Here is a 14,595-nt window from a genome sequence, read left to right on the forward strand (position 1 = left end):
AGACTGTCCGTTACTGGTAGACAATCGAGAATGCCTACCGGCGGGTGCTTCGCTTCGACATAATGCTGACGAGAAACCCTGTGGGAGCAAGCTCGCTCCCACAGGGGGCATTTATAGTTTCTGGATTTTTTTGGCGTCTTTTTAAATGAAAACCGTTGCAATGGTGCTGTTCCCGGATTTTTTGCTGCTCGACATGGCCGGGCCTCTGGAGGTGTTTTCCATCGCCAATCGTTACCTCGCAGCGGATCAGCGTTATCAATTGCTGACCCTGGGAACCGAGCGCGGGCCATTGCGGGCGTCCAACGGCGTGTCGGTGCAGGCCGATATCCATATCGACCAGGCATGGGCGGCCTATCACGTGTTGCTGGTACCGGGCGGGCCGGGGGCCTATAACGACCAGCATCCGGGACTGCACACCTGGTTGCGGGCCGCGGCGCAACGGGCCACGCGCTACGGCTCCATCTGCACCGGGGCCTTTGTGCTCGGTGAGGCGGGCTTGCTCGACGGTTATCGCGTCACCACCCACTGGCATTACACCGAACGCCTGATCCAACGTTTCCCCAAGTCCCTGGTGGAAACCGACAAGATATTCCTGCAGGACCGCCGCCTGATCACCTCCGGCGGTGTCACCGCTGGAATCGACCTGGCCTTGTCCATCGTCGCTCAGGATCACGGTCGCAAAGTCGCGTTGGACGTGGCCAAGGTGCTGCTGGTGGTGATGAAACGCCAGGGTGGACAGGCGCAGTTCAGCCCCTCGGTGGCGGCGGTGTCGACGCAGGAATCGGCCATTACCCGCGTGCAGAATCATGTGATGGAACATCTGGAAGAACCCTTCACCATCGAGCGCATGGCCGCGTTGGCTGCCATGAGTGCGCGGCATTTCGCCCGGGTCTTCGCCCGTGAGGTGAAGATGACACCCATGGAGTTCCTGCAAGGCGCGCGCATTGACCGGGCGCGTCAGTTGCTGGAAACCACCGACCTGCCACTCAAGACCGTGGCGTTTCGCAGTGGCTTCGGCAGCGTGCGGCACATGCGCTTTTTGTTCGGTGAAAAGCTCGGCCTGACCCCGGTGCAGTATCGCCAGCAGTTCAGTTGAGCCATCGGTGTCCGTCCAGGGCACTGTGATGTCCGTGGCGCTCCCTGTGCCAGCATTGTCCTGAGGCCCGCGCCTGCCAAGATAGCGGCGAACCCTTTGGAAAGGATGCGCAGGAGCCTGGGTAGACGTGTCCGGTGAATCCGCACACGGACGCTCGTACCGGTTATCCGGCGCTGGATCGCCCATGAACAGTTTCGTCAAACCCGATAGCGAGCCGTCGGTGGGCTTCGGTCCGTTTGTCTTCTACCGGCAGCAGCGGCTGGTCACCCGTGACGGCCAGCCCCTCGCACTGGGTGGCCGTGCCCTGGATGTCCTGCAGGTGCTGGTGGAGCACGCCGGCCAGTACGTCAGCAAGCAAACACTCATCGCCCACGTCTGGCCGGACAGCGTCGTGGAGGCCATCAACCTGCGGGTGCACATTGCGGCGCTGCGGCGGGCCTTCGGTGATGGGCGCGGCGGCGCTCGCTATATCCTCAATCATCCTCGACAAGGCTATTGCCTTGCGCTGCCCCTGGTAGCGCAAGCGCGCGTTGAGTCGCCTTTCAGTCCACAAACCGAGCGACACAACCTGCCCAGGCGCTTGAACCCGGTGGTGGGTCGCGACAAAGTCCTGGGGCGGTTACTGGCGCAAGTGCCCCGTCAAGCCGTGACCACCGTGACCGGCCCCGGCGGGGTCGGCAAGACCACCGTGGTGGTGCGGGTGGCGGAACTGCTGCTCGAACACTTTAAGGACGGTGCCTGGTTCGTTGACCTGGCGGACGTCAGCGACCCCTCGCAAGTGGTGGCGCAAGTGGCCGGTGTGCTGGGCGTGGAGCAGGGGGCGTTGGCCCGCTCTCTCGAACCCTATCGGATGTTGCTGGTGCTCGACGGTTGCGAGCACCTGCTCGATGCTTGTCGGGAGCTGGTCCAGGCAGTGGCTGCGGCGCCCGGGGTGTCGTTGCTGGTCAGCAGTCGCGAACCCTTGGACTTGCCCGACGAAAGAATTGTGTCACTGCCGGGCCTGGCCGTGGCGTCACCCCTGGAACCGGAGCACCAGATCGAGGCATGCCCGGCGGTGCAGTTGCTGATCGAGCGGGTCGGCGCCCGGCAGCAGGATTTCAGGCCGGGTGGTCGCGACTGGCGGACGCTTGCGCAGATCTGCCAGCGCCTGGACGGATTGCCGCTGGCGTTGGAATTGGCGGCGGCCCAGGTCGATGCCTTGGGAGTGGCCGGGGTCCTGGAACAACTGGATCACGGTTTATCCCTCTTGAGCGTCGGGCGGCGTACGGCGGTGGCCCGGCACCGCAGCCTGGAGGCGGTGTTGGACTCGAGTTTCGAGCGTTTGAGCACTGACGAAAAAACCGCATTCCAGCGTCTGGCGGTGTTCGAGGGGCCGTTTACGCTCAAGGCGGCGCTGGCCGTGATCAGTTGCGCTGAGCTGAGTGTCGGGCAATTACCCTCGCTGCTGTCGCGGCTGGTGGGCGTGTCACTGCTGATGGTCGAGCCGCTTGCCGAAGGGGGGCGCTTCCATCTGCTCCACACCACTCGCGCCTATGCCATGGACAAACTGCGGCGCAGTGGCCAGTGGCCTGTGTTTCATCGGCGCTACGTGTTGCAAGGCGCTTGGGGAGTCCGGCATTCAAGGCCCCAACCGTCAAGTCAGCGCCTGGAGCAGCGCGCCGGCTTCCAATAGGTCGGGGGTCTCGAAACCTTCGGTGAAGCGTCGATAGACCGGGTCGAGCAGCGCCTGCGCAGCATGCGCCTGCCCTTGGCGCTGCCACAAACGGGCCAGGGACGTGGCGCTGCGCAGTTCCCAGGCCAAGGCCTGGTGACGACGGGCGATGCCCAGGGCGGCCAGCAGTTGCGCTTCGGCTGCTTCTTCGAGAGACGGTTCGTTCCGGGCCAGCAAGGTCTCGGCGTCGGCCCGCAGGATCTCCGCCGAACACCAACCCGCGGCGCCACTGCGCGCCCGTTCGATTTGCGCCGGCCTGACGAAGTCGCTACGCAAGGTGACGGCGATGTCCTGGATCAAGCCGTTTGACGGGCGTGTGGCCAGGGGCTGGCCATCGAATGCGCGGTCGTAATGGCAAGCCCAGTCGTGGAACAGCATCACCGAATGTTTCTTGGCCTGTTGCTTCAACAGGTCGAGCCTTTCCCGGGCAATCGAATGATCGCCGGTGTAGTGGGCGATCACGCAACCGGTCAGTGCCAAGGTGTAGCAGATCGAAATGCCGTGATTGATCTGCAAGGCGATTTGCAGCGCCAGGTTGGCTGTGCGCCGGGCTTTTACGGCAAAACCTTGCAGCCAGAGGATGCGCGCCAGAACCGTCAGCGCGGCCACGCTCTGATCGTACTGCACGCCGAAGCCGTGGCTGAAGCGGCTGAGGTGACCGCTCTGGGCCAGGCGCTGGATCACCTGTTCGGCTTCGCGCCGCGCCGCGCCCTGGTCGCCGGTGAAATGCAACGCCAGCACCCGCAGGCGTTGAGTGCTCAAGGACAGGGTCGGGTCGCCCTGCAAGCCCAACCGGTCGAAATCCCGGCTGTGTGCCAGGGCCTGTTGGTAGTCGCCGCAACTGAGGTCTACGGTCATTTGCCCGGACACGGCCCTCAGTTCGCCGGCCAGTTCCTGGCATTGCCGGGCCAGTTGCCGGGCCGTGGCGAAGGCGCGGACAGTGGCCGGCGTACCACCCTCGGTGTGGTAGTTGAAACTGGCGTGGGCCAGTTCCAGGGCCAGGGTCAAGCGCGGGCATGGCGCGGGGCTGGCCCGCAATAATTGCAGCGCTTTGTTGACGTAGAGGCCGTGTTCCTTGAGCAGCGACAGCTCCTGCCAGAGGGGCAGGGTACGGGCAGTCAGGCGGATCGCGACGGCGTGTGAACCTTGCGGGCCCAAGCCTCGGTCGAGCGCCGCGCGGATGTCGTCGCGATAGTCGGCGTAGCGGGTGATCCACAGTCGGGTGGGGGTGTTTTCCCAATCGCTTTCCGCTTGTCCCATGAGCGCCAGGCAGCGCTCGGCATGGCGTTCCTGGCTGGCCGCCAATTCCCCGGCTTCGGCCAGTTTTTCCAAGGCATAACGGCGGGTGGTGTCCAGCAGGCGATAGCGCACCTCTTCATCGCCGATCTCTACATTGAGCAACGACTTGGCGACCAACTGGCTGACCGACACCAGCACCTGGTCGGGCGCGACATTCTGGCCGACGATCACTGCGGCGGCCGAGGCCAGGTTGAAACTGCCCATGAACACCGCCAGCCGCCGCAGGCAGGTCTGCTCGCAGACCGTGAGCAACGCGAAGCTCCAGTCCAGCGTGGCGCGCAGGGTTTGCTGGCGCGGGGTGGCGTCGGCGTCGTTGTGAAGCAGGGCGACGCTGTCTTGCAGTTGCTGGTGAAGCTCCTCCAGGGTGAAACGACCGATTTGCGCGGCAGCCAGCTCGATGGCCAAGGGAATGCCATCCAGCCGTCGGCAGATGTCGATCACCAACGGCACCTCGCGGTCGCTCAGTTCGAAGTCGTCACGGCTGGCCAGCGCGCGCTCGGCAAACAGTTGCAGCGCCGGGTATTCCAGGGCGGGATAGCCCTCGATGGGCATTTCCCGGGGCGGGAACGCCAGGGCATCCAGGCGCTGCACGTGTTCGCCTTCGGCGCGCAGGTCTTCGCGGCTGGTGGCCAGGATGTGCAGGTGAGGAGCGCCGCGCAGCAGGGTTTCGGCGAGCAGGGCGACGGCGTCGATCAGGTGCTCGCAGTTGTCGATGACCAGCAGCAGATGCCGCTCCTTGAGCTGCCGGGCGATGGCGTCCAGCGGATCACCGTCCTGCAGTGGCAGGTCGAGCAATGCGCACAGGTTGGGGGCGATCATGGCCGCTTCGTTGAGCGATGCCAGGTCCAGCAGATGAGTGCCGTCACGGTACTGGCCGATCAGCCGTTCAGCGACCCGCAGGGCAACGGTGGTCTTGCCGATGCCGCCGGTACCGACCAGGGTAATGAAGCGTTTTCGCGGTAGCTGGGCTACCAGGTTTTCCACCAGGGCCTGGCGCCCGATCATGCGGGTGCGCCGCAGCGGCAGGTTGCGCGTCAACGACGGATGAGGGACGTGCGCCCATTGGTCGAGCGGTTCGAATGACAGCGGCGCGACAAAACTGTAGCCGCGCTGCGCCACGGTGACGATGTAGCGCTGCCCGGCCTGGCCATCCCCGAGGGCCTTGCGCAGTGCCGCGACGTGCACGCGCAGGTTGGTATCTTCCACCACGCTCTTGGGCCAGACCCGGGCGATCAGTTGCTGCTTGCTCACCACCTCGCCAGCGTGCTCGAGCAGCACCAGCAGAATCTCCACGGCCCGCCTGCCCAGGCGCAACGGTTGCCCACCCTCGAGCACCAGGCGCTGGCGAGGATGGACCCGGTAAGGGCCGAAGTGCACCGTCTGTTCGACGGGCAGGCTGAGGTATTGGCTCATGTTGCTCTCAATGTTCTGGTCCGGTGCCTGGGCTTTACCCGAGCATATTCCTCAGGTTTTGCGTCAAGCGCAACGGCGCGGGCTTCCCACAGCCTATCTGCCAGACACAGAACCCCGTGGCGAGGGAGCTTGCTCCCGCTGGGCCGCGAAGCGGCCCCAAAGGCCTCACCCCCAATCAATCTGACACGCCGAGGTGACAGTTCTAGGACTGCTGCGCAGTCCAGCGGGAGCAAGCTCCCTCGCCACAACAGCGAGGGTTTTTAACACTTCAGTTCCGAAAAAATTAACAACGTTTAACTCACGCAGGTGCCTCCCATGGCCGGACCATAAAGCGATCCACCCACCTCAAGGAGTCACGTCATGAGCACCTTCATTACCCGCGACGGCACCGAGATTTACTACAAGGACTGGGGCAGTGGTCAACCGGTGGTCTTCAGCCACGGCTGGCCGTTGAACTCGGACAGTTGGGAGGCGCAGATGATGTTCCTGGCGTCCAACGGGTATCGGGTGATCGCCCATGACCGCCGTGGGCACGGGCGTTCCAGCCAGCCCTGGGACGGCAACGACATGGACACCTACGCCGATGACCTGGCCGAGCTGATCGAGCGGCTGGACTTGAAGGACGCGGTGTTGCTCGGCTTCTCCACCGGCGGTGGCGAAGTGGCGCGCTACATCGGCCGCCATGGGGCTGCCCGTGTCGCCAAGCTTGGCCTGATTTCGGCGGTGACGCCGCTGATGCTCAAGACCCCGGCCAACCCCGGCGGTCTGCCTGTGGAGGTGTTCGACGGTTTCCGCCAGGCCTCCCTGGCCGACCGTTCTCAGCTATACAAAGATGTGGCCAGCGCGTTTTTCGGTGCCAACCGTCCGGGCGCCAAAGTCTCCCAAGGCATGATCGACTGGTTCTGGATGCAGGGCATGCTCGCCGGCCACAAGAACACCTATGACTGCATCAAGGCGTTCTCGGAGACCGATCTTTCCGAAGACCTGCGCAACATCGACGTGCCGACCCTGGTAGTCCACGGCGATGACGATCAGGTGGTGCCCATCGAAACGGCTGGCATCGCCGCCGCCAAATTGCTGAAGAACTCACAGTTGCTGGTGTACCCGGGCGCGCCCCATGGCCTGACCGATACCCACAAGGACCGCCTGAATGCGGACCTGCTGGCGTTCATCCAGGGCTGATCAAGCTACACACCTGTGGGAGCGAGCTTGCTCCGGGCGGCGTTCCGACGATGGCGGCGCAACAGTCAACATCACCGCCGACTGACACCCGGCTATCGCGAGCAAGCTCGCTCCCACAGGATCGGTATTCGACAGGACCAACACCCATGAACCGCAACGATTTACGCCGCCTCGACATGAACCTGCTGGTGATCTTCGAGGCGCTGATGTTCGAGAAAAACCTGACCCGCGTCGCCGAAAAGCTGTTCATGGGCCAGCCGGCGGTGAGCGCGGCGCTGGGGCGGCTGCGGGATCTGTTCGATGATCCGTTGCTGATCCGCCACGGGCGCGGCATGGAACCGACCCCGCGGGCCCTGGCGATCCTGCAAGAGCTGCAACCGGCCATGGACACCATCTCTGGCGCGGTCAGCCGGGCCAAGGCCTTCGACCCGTCCACCAGTTGCGACGTGTTCCGTATCGGTCTGTCCGACGATGCCGAATTCGGCCTGTTTCCACCGTTGCTGAGCCAACTGCGCGAAGAAGCGCCGGGGATCATCGTGGTGGTGCGCCGGGCCAATTTCCTGCTGATGTCGTCGCTGCTGGCCAGCGGTGAAATCAGCGTCGGTGTCAGCTACACCACCGATCTGCCGGCCAATGCCAAGCGCAAGAAACTGCGGGACATCCCTTGCAAGGTCTTGCGTGGCGACAAGCGCCCGGGGCCTTTGACCCTGGATGAATACTGTTCACGGCCCCACGCCATGGTCTCGTTCTCGGGCGACCTGAGTGGCAACATCGACCTGGACCTGGCCCGCATCGGCCGGACCCGCAAAGTGGTGCTGGCGGTGCCGCAATTCAGCGGGCTACGGGCCTTGCTGGCCGGCACCGAGCTGATCGCCACCGTGCCCGACTACGCCGCCTGCGCGCTGGTGGAAGGCTGCGCGCTGCGCGCCGAGGACCCTCCGTTCGAGATCAATGCCGCCGAGCTGTCGATGGTCTGGAGCGGGGTGCATGACAACGACCCGGCCGAGCGCTGGCTGCGTTCGCGCATTGCCAGCCACATGTCCCAACCGCTGCCAGCGGCGGCCTCGATCGCCGCGGACGGAGCCCACCGATGAACATGACCGATGAGCGCCCGCTGCAGGATCTGGGCTTGTTGTTCCTGCGCCTGAGTGGCGCGTTGTTTTTGCTGTGGGTCCATGGGTTGCCGAAGCTGTTGCACTACAGCGTCGAGCTGACGCGCATCGAAGACCCCTTTCACCTGGGGGCGGCGCCGACCCTGGTCCTGGCGATCTTCGCCGAGGTGCTGTGCCCGCTGTTGATCATGGCCGGTGTCCTGGTGCGCCTGGCGTGTCTGCCCATCCTGTTTTTGCTGGCGGTGGCGCTGCTGGTGGTGCACCCGCAGTGGAGCCTGGAAGAAGGGCAGTTCGGTTGGTTGCTGCTGATCATATTTACCAGCGTATTCATTGCCGGGCCCGGGCGCCTGGCGATGAACACGCGTTTTGTTGGAGTGCTTCGCCATGTCTGAATCTCACACCATCGGCTCCCCTGCGAGCCCGGCCAAACCCGGCTTCGACGAAATCGTCACCCTGGTGGTCAAGCACCGGATCAAGGCCGGTCAGGACGCCGCCTACGAGGCCTGGTTGCGCCGCATCGTAAGCGTGGCCGGTCAGTGGCCAGGGCACCTGGGCGTGGACGTGGTACGGGGCAAGCGGGGCGGATTGTCGCTGTTCACCTGCGTGCTGCGCTTCTGTTCCACCGAGGCCATGCAACGCTGGCTGGACTCGCCCGAACGCCGTGAACTGGTGGAGGAGGCCACGCCCTTGCTGGCCGACGGCGACCAGACCGAGGTCGCGCCGCACAAGGAGTTCTGGTTCGCCCCGCTGGCCGATGCCGCTACACCGCCGCCGCGTTGGAAGCAGTCGGTGGTGACGCTGCTGGTCATCCTGCCCCACACCCTGCTGGTGCCGCTGATCTGGGGCCCGTTGCTGCAACTCAATGCGTTTCTTTCCAACTACGTGGTGGCGACGTTCCTGATCACCCTGACCATCGTGCTTTCGGTGGTGTACGTGTTCATGCCGCTGGCGACTCGATTGTTCGCACCCTGGATGGAAGCTTCGAAGGCCCACGAACACCTGGAGCCCGCCGATGGCCAATAACGACGATCCGACCGATCCGCTGCGCCGCCAACTCTTGGCCGCCGGGTCCTTGCTCAGCGCGGCGGCGGCTTTCTGGCCACGTCTGTCCCTTGCCTCTACTCATTCAGAAGGAAATCCGATGAACGCCGATCTGATTCTATTCAACGGTCAATTCCATACCGTCGACCGCGAGAAGCCTCGGGCCAGCGCAGTCGCCATCAGCCAGGGCCGCTTCGTCGCGGTGGGCACCGATGCCGAAGCCATGGCCTTGCGAGGCAGCGGCACCCAGGTCATCGACCTCAAGGGTCGCACCGTCATCCCCGGGCTCAACGACTCGCACCTGCACTTGATCCGTGGCGGCCTGAACTACAACCTGGAGCTGCGCTGGGAGGGCGTGCCATCCCTGGCCGATGCCTTGCGCATGCTCAAGGACCAGGCCGACCGCACGCCAACGCCACAGTGGGTGCGCGTGGTCGGCGGCTGGAACGAATTCCAGTTCGCCGAAAAACGCATGCCGACCCTGGAGGAACTGAACCAGGCCGCTCCCGATACGCCGGTGTTCGTGCTGCACCTGTATGACCGTGCCTTGCTCAACCGTGCCGCGCTGCGGGTGGCCGGCTATACCCGTGACACGCCGAACCCACCGGGTGGCGAGATCGTGCGTGACAGCAAGGGCGAACCCACCGGCATGCTGGTGGCGCGGCCCAACGCGATGATCCTTTATTCGACGCTGGCGAAAGGGCCGAAGCTGCCGCTGGAGTACCAGGTCAACTCCACGCGCCAATTCATGCGTGAACTCAATCGCCTGGGCCTGACCAGTGCCATCGATGCTGGCGGCGGCTTCCAGAACTACCCGGACGACTATGCGGTGATCGAGCAGTTGGCCCGCGAGCAGCAGTTGACGGTGCGCATCGCCTACAACCTGTTCACCCAGAAGCCCAAGGAAGAACTCAGCGATTTCAAGAACTGGACCGGCAGCGTCAAGTTGCACCAGGGCGATGATTTCCTGCGGCACAACGGCGCCGGTGAAATGCTGGTGTTCTCGGCGGCGGATTTCGAGGATTTCCTCGAACCGCGTCCGGACCTGCCGCCCGGCATGGAGCAGGACCTGGAACCGGTGGTCCGCCACCTGGTGGAACAGCGTTGGCCGTTCCGCCTGCACGCCACCTATGACGAATCCATCAGCCGCATGCTCGACGTGTTCGAGAAGGTCAACCGTGACATCCCGTTCAATGGCTTGCCGTGGTTCTTCGACCACGCCGAAACCATCACGCCGAAGAACATCGAGCGCGTACGGGCGTTGGGCGGCGGCATTGCGATCCAGGACCGCATGGCTTTCCAGGGTGAGTACTTCGTCGACCGCTACGGCGCCAAGGCCGCCGAAGCCACGCCGCCGATCAAGCGCATGCTCGCCGAAGGCGTGCCGGTGGGCGCCGGCACCGACGCCACTCGCGTTTCCAGTTACAACCCCTGGACCTCGCTGTACTGGATGGTCAGCGGGCGCACGGTCGGCGGCCTCTCATTGCACGAAGAAGGCCTGCCGCGCCTGACTGCGCTGGAATTGTTCACCCATGGCAGCGCCTGGTTCTCTTCGGAGCAGGGCAAGAAAGGCCAGATCAAGGTCGGCCAACTGGCGGACCTGGCGGCCCTGAGCGCGGACTTCTTCAGCGTCGAGGAAGAAGCCATCAAGTGGATCGAGTCCGTGCTGACGGTGGTCGACGGCAAGGTGGTGTACGCCGCTGGTGATTTCGAAAAACTCGGCCCGGCCAGCGTCCCGGTGCTGCCGGACTGGTCGCCGGTGGTCAAGGTTCCGGGCCACTGGCGCCCGACCTCACCGTTGCAGGCGCAGGTCCACCAGTGCAGCGGTCCTTGCACAGTGCATTCCCATAGCCATGAACGGGCGCGGTTGTCGAACGTCCCGGTCAGCGATTTCCAAGGCTTCTGGGGCGCGTTTGGCTGTTCCTGCTTTGCCTTTTGACTAACGCACCGATTCTCCCCTGTGGGAGCGAGCTTGCTCGCGAGGGCGGCGGAACATTCAACGTCGCCGCCGCCTGACACTCCGCTATCGCGAGCAAGCTCACTCCCACAAGGTTTTGTAACATCCATCCCAAAGGAGTCATCCCATGAGCAACGTTCCCGCCTACAACCGTCTGAACAAAGACGACGCGGTCGTCCTGCTGGTCGATCACCAGACCGGCCTGATTTCCCTGGTCCAGGACTTCTCGCCCAACGAGTTCAAGAACAACGTGCTGGCCTTGGCCGACCTGGCGAAGTTCTTCGAACTGCCCACCATCCTCACCACCAGCTTTGAAAAAGGCCCTAACGGCCCGATCGTGCCGGAACTCAAGGAGATGTTCCCGGATGCGCCGTACATCCCCCGTCCAGGCCAGATCAATGCCTGGGACAACGAAGACTTCGTCAAGGCGATCAAGGCCACCGGCCGCAAGCAACTGATCATCGCTGGCGTGGTCACCGATGTCTGCGTGGCGTTCCCGACCCTGTCGGCGCTGGCTGAAGGTTTCGACGTGTTCGTCGTCACCGACGCTTCGGGTACGTTCAACGAAACCGTGCAACAGGCCGCCTGGGTACGCATGACCGCTGCCGGCGCGCAGATGATGAACTGGTTCTCGGTGGCCTGTGAGCTGCACCGCGACTGGCGCAACGACATCGAAGGCCTGGGCAACCTGCTGTCCCAGCGCATTCCGAACTACCGCAACCTGATGAACAGCTACTCGGCGCTGACGGCCAAGTAAGCTGCTTTCTTGCTGAACGGATGCCCGCCAATGTGCGGGCATCTTTTTGTCTGGCAATTAACCTTGTGGCGAGGGGATTTATCCCCGCTGGGCTGCACAGCGGCCCCAAAGTCAGCCAACCAGTTGTGGCAGAATGTGCCCATGATTCATGAGCGGGTCTGCTGCGCAGCCCAGCGGGGATAAATCCCCTCGCCACAGTTCTGTGTTCGGCTGACACCTTCCGTCTACTTGGAAAGAAATGAACCCCTTCGAAGAAATGCGCATCTTTGCCCAGGTCATGGAGTCGGGCAGTTTCACCGCAGCGGCGGAAAAACTGGGGCTGTCCAAGCAGTTCGTCAGCCGCAAGCTGATGGAACTGGAACAGCGCCTGGGCGTGCGCCTGCTCAATCGCTCGACCCGGCGGCTGGATGTCACGCCCCTGGGCCAGCGCTATCACGAAGCGGCGCTGCGTCTGCTCAATGAACTCGAACAGGTGGAGCAGGGCATCAGCGGCCAGACTAGCGAGCCCCGCGGCACCATTCGGCTCAGCGCACCGCTGTCCTTCGCCATGGCGCACCTGGGCAGCCTGCTGCCGCTGTTTCTGCAGCGCTATCCGGGCGTCAGCGTCGAAGTGGACCTGAGCGACCGCTCGGTGGATCTGCTGGGGGAGGGTTATGACCTGGCGCTGCGCATCGGCGTGCTGGAGGATTCGACGCTGATTGCCCGGCGCATCGCGACTATCGAGCGGGTGTACTGCGCCAGCCCCGCCTACCTGGCGCAAAAAGGCACACCCGCGCGGCCTGAAGACCTGCGCAATCACGACTGCTTGCCCTATGGTCACAGCCGTCAGGTGCAGTGGCGTTTCGTGGGGGCCGGCAAACCGCTGACCCTGGAGGTCACGGGACGCATGCGCGCCAATAACGGGGACTTGCTCAGGGACGCGGCCATCGCCGGCATGGGCATCACCTATCTGCCCGCTTTCATCCTCGGCGATGCCTTGAAGGATGGGCGGCTGATCAAGGTCCTGGAAGGCTTCGAGACCGAACCGTTGGCGCTGTCGGCGGTGTATCCCCAGCATCGGCAAAGTGCACGTCCGGTGCAGGCGTTGGTGGAATTCTTGCGTGAACAAATGCAATAAAGCGCCGCAATGCATTCAGCCGTCACATGACGGCTGAAGCATCTACCGCGCTCTGATCAGGCGGCGAGGTTGGCGCTGCTCAGTTCTTTTTTGTACTGCGCTTTCATGGCTTCCATGTCTGCACCCAAGGCATCGAGTTTTGCCTTGCCCAACAATTTTTTCGCGTGGGGGAACATCTCCTTTTCTTCTTCCTCGATGTGATGCTCGAGCAGCTCCTTGACCACTTTCACCCGACCGGCGAATTCCGGCTGGGTTGGATCGGTGGCTTTGAGGTCCGGCAGCACCAGCGAGTCGACGGTACGGTGTTCTTCCTTGGCCTCGTAATACATTTCAGCCTCGTCCTTGCCACCGGCCTGCTTGAAAGCCGGATAAAGAATTTCTTCTTCCAGGCGGGTGTGGATGGAAATTTCCATTTCCAGTTTCGCCAACAGGTCGGTGCGTTTTTTCACGGCGCGTTCAGTCGACTCGCTCAGTTGAGTCAGGATGGCTTTGACGCGTTCGTGGTCGGCTTTCAACAGATCGATGGCATTCATAGGTAGCTCCTCGGCAATACACGGAAGCGGGCAGGCTTCGAGCGCCTACGCCGCGTAAGAGCTGAATTGCATCAGCTGTGCCAGCCGAAGATCGATTTAAAAACTCTTTAAAAACAATAAGTTGAAACGAAAATAATTTCCGGCGTCGTGCAAGCTGCATGAGCGGGCTGCAAAATGCGTTGCACTTTGCGCGGGTGGCTAGAGATTTTCGATCCGCTGTCGGACCCGGCTGGCGATTGCCAGGCAGGACGTCAGCCCAGGCGACTCGATGCCGAGCAGGTTGATCAACCCAGGCACCCGGTGTTCGGCCTCGCTGCTGATGACAAAGTCGCGGGCCGGCTCGCCGGGGGCGGAAATCTTCGGGCGGATGCCGCTGTACGCCGGTTGCAGGCTCTGGTCCGGCAGGCCCGGCCAATAATTGCGGATCGCCGGGTAAAACGCTTCGGCCCGAGCCGGATCCACTCGGTAGTCCTCGCAGTCGACCCATTCGGTGTCCGGGCCGAAACGCGCCTGGCCGGCCAGGTCCAACGTCATGTGGATGCCCAGGCCGGCGGCTTCCGGGGCGGGATAGACCAAGTGCCGGAACGGTGCTCGCCCGGCGAGGCTGAAGTAGTTGCCCTTGCACAAAAAGTCTTCGGGCACCCATTGCATCTCCAGGCCTTCGATGCGGCGGGCGAGAGCAGGTGCCTGGAGGCCCGCGGCGTTGATCAGCAGGCGACAGGACAAGGTCATCTGCGCCGTGCCGCCCAATTCCAGGATGAACCCCCCAGTGATGATGCGAGCGCCCAGTAAAGGCGTATGGAAAGCAATGTTCGCTCCAGCCGCTTCGGCGTCACCCTGCAAGGCGAGCATCAGAGCGTGGGAATCGACGATACCGGTGGAAGGCGAATACAGCGCGGCGACACAGGCCAGGGCCGGTTCCAGTGCCTGCGCCTGTTCTTGGTCGAGCAGGCGCAGGTCGTCCACGCCGTTCTTCAAGCCCCGCTCAAGTAATGTTTCGAGTCCGCCCACCTGTGCCTGATCCGTGGCAACGATCAACTTGCCGAGCCGGCGGGTGGCGACGCCATGGCTTTCACAATAGGTGTACAACCGGTGCCGGCCTTCGACGCACAGCTGCGCCTTGAGACTGCCCAGCGGATAATAGATGCCCGCATGGATGACTTCGGAGTTGCGCGAGCTGATGCCCATGCCGATGGCTTCGGCGGCTTCGATCAGCAGCACGTCATGCCCGGCACGCGCCATCTCTCGCGCCACGGCGAGCCCAACGACGCCAGCGCCCACGACCACGCATTCAAAATCGACGTTCAACCTTGTCTCTCCTTCCGGGCCTGCAAGTTAGCACTTTCATAGTGCAGGTTTGATTTGATCGCTCACGCT

12 protein-coding genes are annotated in these 14,595 nt (G+C 63.4%); 9 read left to right on the forward strand and 3 right to left on the reverse strand.

The window, feature by feature from the left end:
• Nucleotides 1–145: 145 nt before the first annotated feature.
• Nucleotides 146–1,096 carry a GlxA family transcriptional regulator gene (locus TK06_RS01270; protein WP_063320456.1) on the forward strand — a complete coding sequence of 317 codons (951 nt, stop codon included), beginning with the start codon at nucleotides 146–148 and terminating at the stop codon, nucleotides 1,094–1,096.
• A gap of 184 nt (nucleotides 1,097–1,280) precedes the next feature.
• On the forward strand, nucleotides 1,281–2,768 hold the full coding sequence (locus TK06_RS01275; protein WP_063320457.1) for an ATP-binding protein: 1,488 nt from the start codon (nucleotides 1,281–1,283) through the stop codon (nucleotides 2,766–2,768).
• On the opposite strand, the gene TK06_RS01280 is transcribed toward TK06_RS01275, so the two are convergent.
• Nucleotides 2,730–5,519 (reverse strand): ATP-binding protein, encoded by a 2,790-nt coding sequence (locus tag TK06_RS01280; protein ID WP_063320458.1) that lies wholly within the window; start codon nucleotides 5,517–5,519, stop codon nucleotides 2,730–2,732. The genes TK06_RS01275 and TK06_RS01280 overlap by 39 nt on opposite strands.
• A gap of 360 nt (nucleotides 5,520–5,879) precedes the next feature.
• Between TK06_RS01280 and TK06_RS01285 the strand changes: the two genes are divergently transcribed.
• From TK06_RS01285 to TK06_RS01315, 7 genes are all read left to right on the forward strand, one after another.
• Nucleotides 5,880–6,701: an alpha/beta fold hydrolase gene (locus tag TK06_RS01285; protein ID WP_063320459.1), complete on the forward strand. Its 822-nt coding sequence runs from the start codon at nucleotides 5,880–5,882 to the stop codon at nucleotides 6,699–6,701.
• Nucleotides 6,702–6,847: 146 nt separating this feature from the next.
• Nucleotides 6,848–7,795 carry a LysR family transcriptional regulator gene (locus TK06_RS01290; protein WP_063320460.1) on the forward strand — a complete coding sequence of 316 codons (948 nt, stop codon included), beginning with the start codon at nucleotides 6,848–6,850 and terminating at the stop codon, nucleotides 7,793–7,795.
• Nucleotides 7,792–8,205, forward strand: coding sequence for a DoxX family protein (locus TK06_RS01295; RefSeq protein WP_063320461.1), 414 nt, complete (start codon nucleotides 7,792–7,794; stop codon nucleotides 8,203–8,205). Before TK06_RS01290 ends, TK06_RS01295 begins: the two co-directional genes overlap by 4 nt.
• Complete coding sequence (locus TK06_RS01300; RefSeq protein WP_063320462.1) at nucleotides 8,198–8,836, forward strand: antibiotic biosynthesis monooxygenase; 639 nt, start codon at nucleotides 8,198–8,200, stop codon at nucleotides 8,834–8,836. The genes TK06_RS01295 and TK06_RS01300 overlap by 8 nt, the downstream gene beginning before the upstream one ends.
• A 118-nt stretch (nucleotides 8,837–8,954) precedes the next feature.
• The gene (locus tag TK06_RS01305; protein ID WP_003203401.1) at nucleotides 8,955–10,793 is read left to right on the forward strand and encodes an amidohydrolase; all 1,839 of its coding nucleotides are present in this window, start codon (nucleotides 8,955–8,957) and stop codon (nucleotides 10,791–10,793) included.
• A 145-nt stretch (nucleotides 10,794–10,938) separates the two neighbouring features.
• Nucleotides 10,939–11,568, forward strand: a complete 630-nt coding sequence (gene ycaC / locus TK06_RS01310) for an isochorismate family cysteine hydrolase YcaC (protein ID WP_003203400.1) — start codon at nucleotides 10,939–10,941, stop codon at nucleotides 11,566–11,568.
• Nucleotides 11,569–11,806: 238 nt separating this feature from the next.
• On the forward strand, nucleotides 11,807–12,685 hold the full coding sequence (locus TK06_RS01315) for a LysR family transcriptional regulator (RefSeq protein WP_063320463.1): 879 nt from the start codon (nucleotides 11,807–11,809) through the stop codon (nucleotides 12,683–12,685).
• A 56-nt stretch (nucleotides 12,686–12,741) separates the two neighbouring features.
• Here TK06_RS01315 and TK06_RS01320 read toward each other — a convergent pair whose 3' ends face one another.
• Nucleotides 12,742–13,218 carry a hemerythrin domain-containing protein gene (locus TK06_RS01320; protein ID WP_063320464.1) on the reverse strand — a complete coding sequence of 159 codons (477 nt, stop codon included), beginning with the start codon at nucleotides 13,216–13,218 and terminating at the stop codon, nucleotides 12,742–12,744.
• A gap of 198 nt (nucleotides 13,219–13,416) precedes the next feature.
• Nucleotides 13,417–14,526: an NAD(P)/FAD-dependent oxidoreductase gene (locus tag TK06_RS01325; RefSeq protein WP_063320465.1), complete on the reverse strand. Its 1,110-nt coding sequence runs from the start codon at nucleotides 14,524–14,526 to the stop codon at nucleotides 13,417–13,419.
• Nucleotides 14,527–14,595 lie beyond the last annotated feature (69 nt).

This window comes from Pseudomonas fluorescens (assembly GCF_001623525.1).
Taxonomy (GTDB): Bacteria; Pseudomonadota; Gammaproteobacteria; order Pseudomonadales; family Pseudomonadaceae; genus Aquipseudomonas; species Aquipseudomonas fluorescens_Q.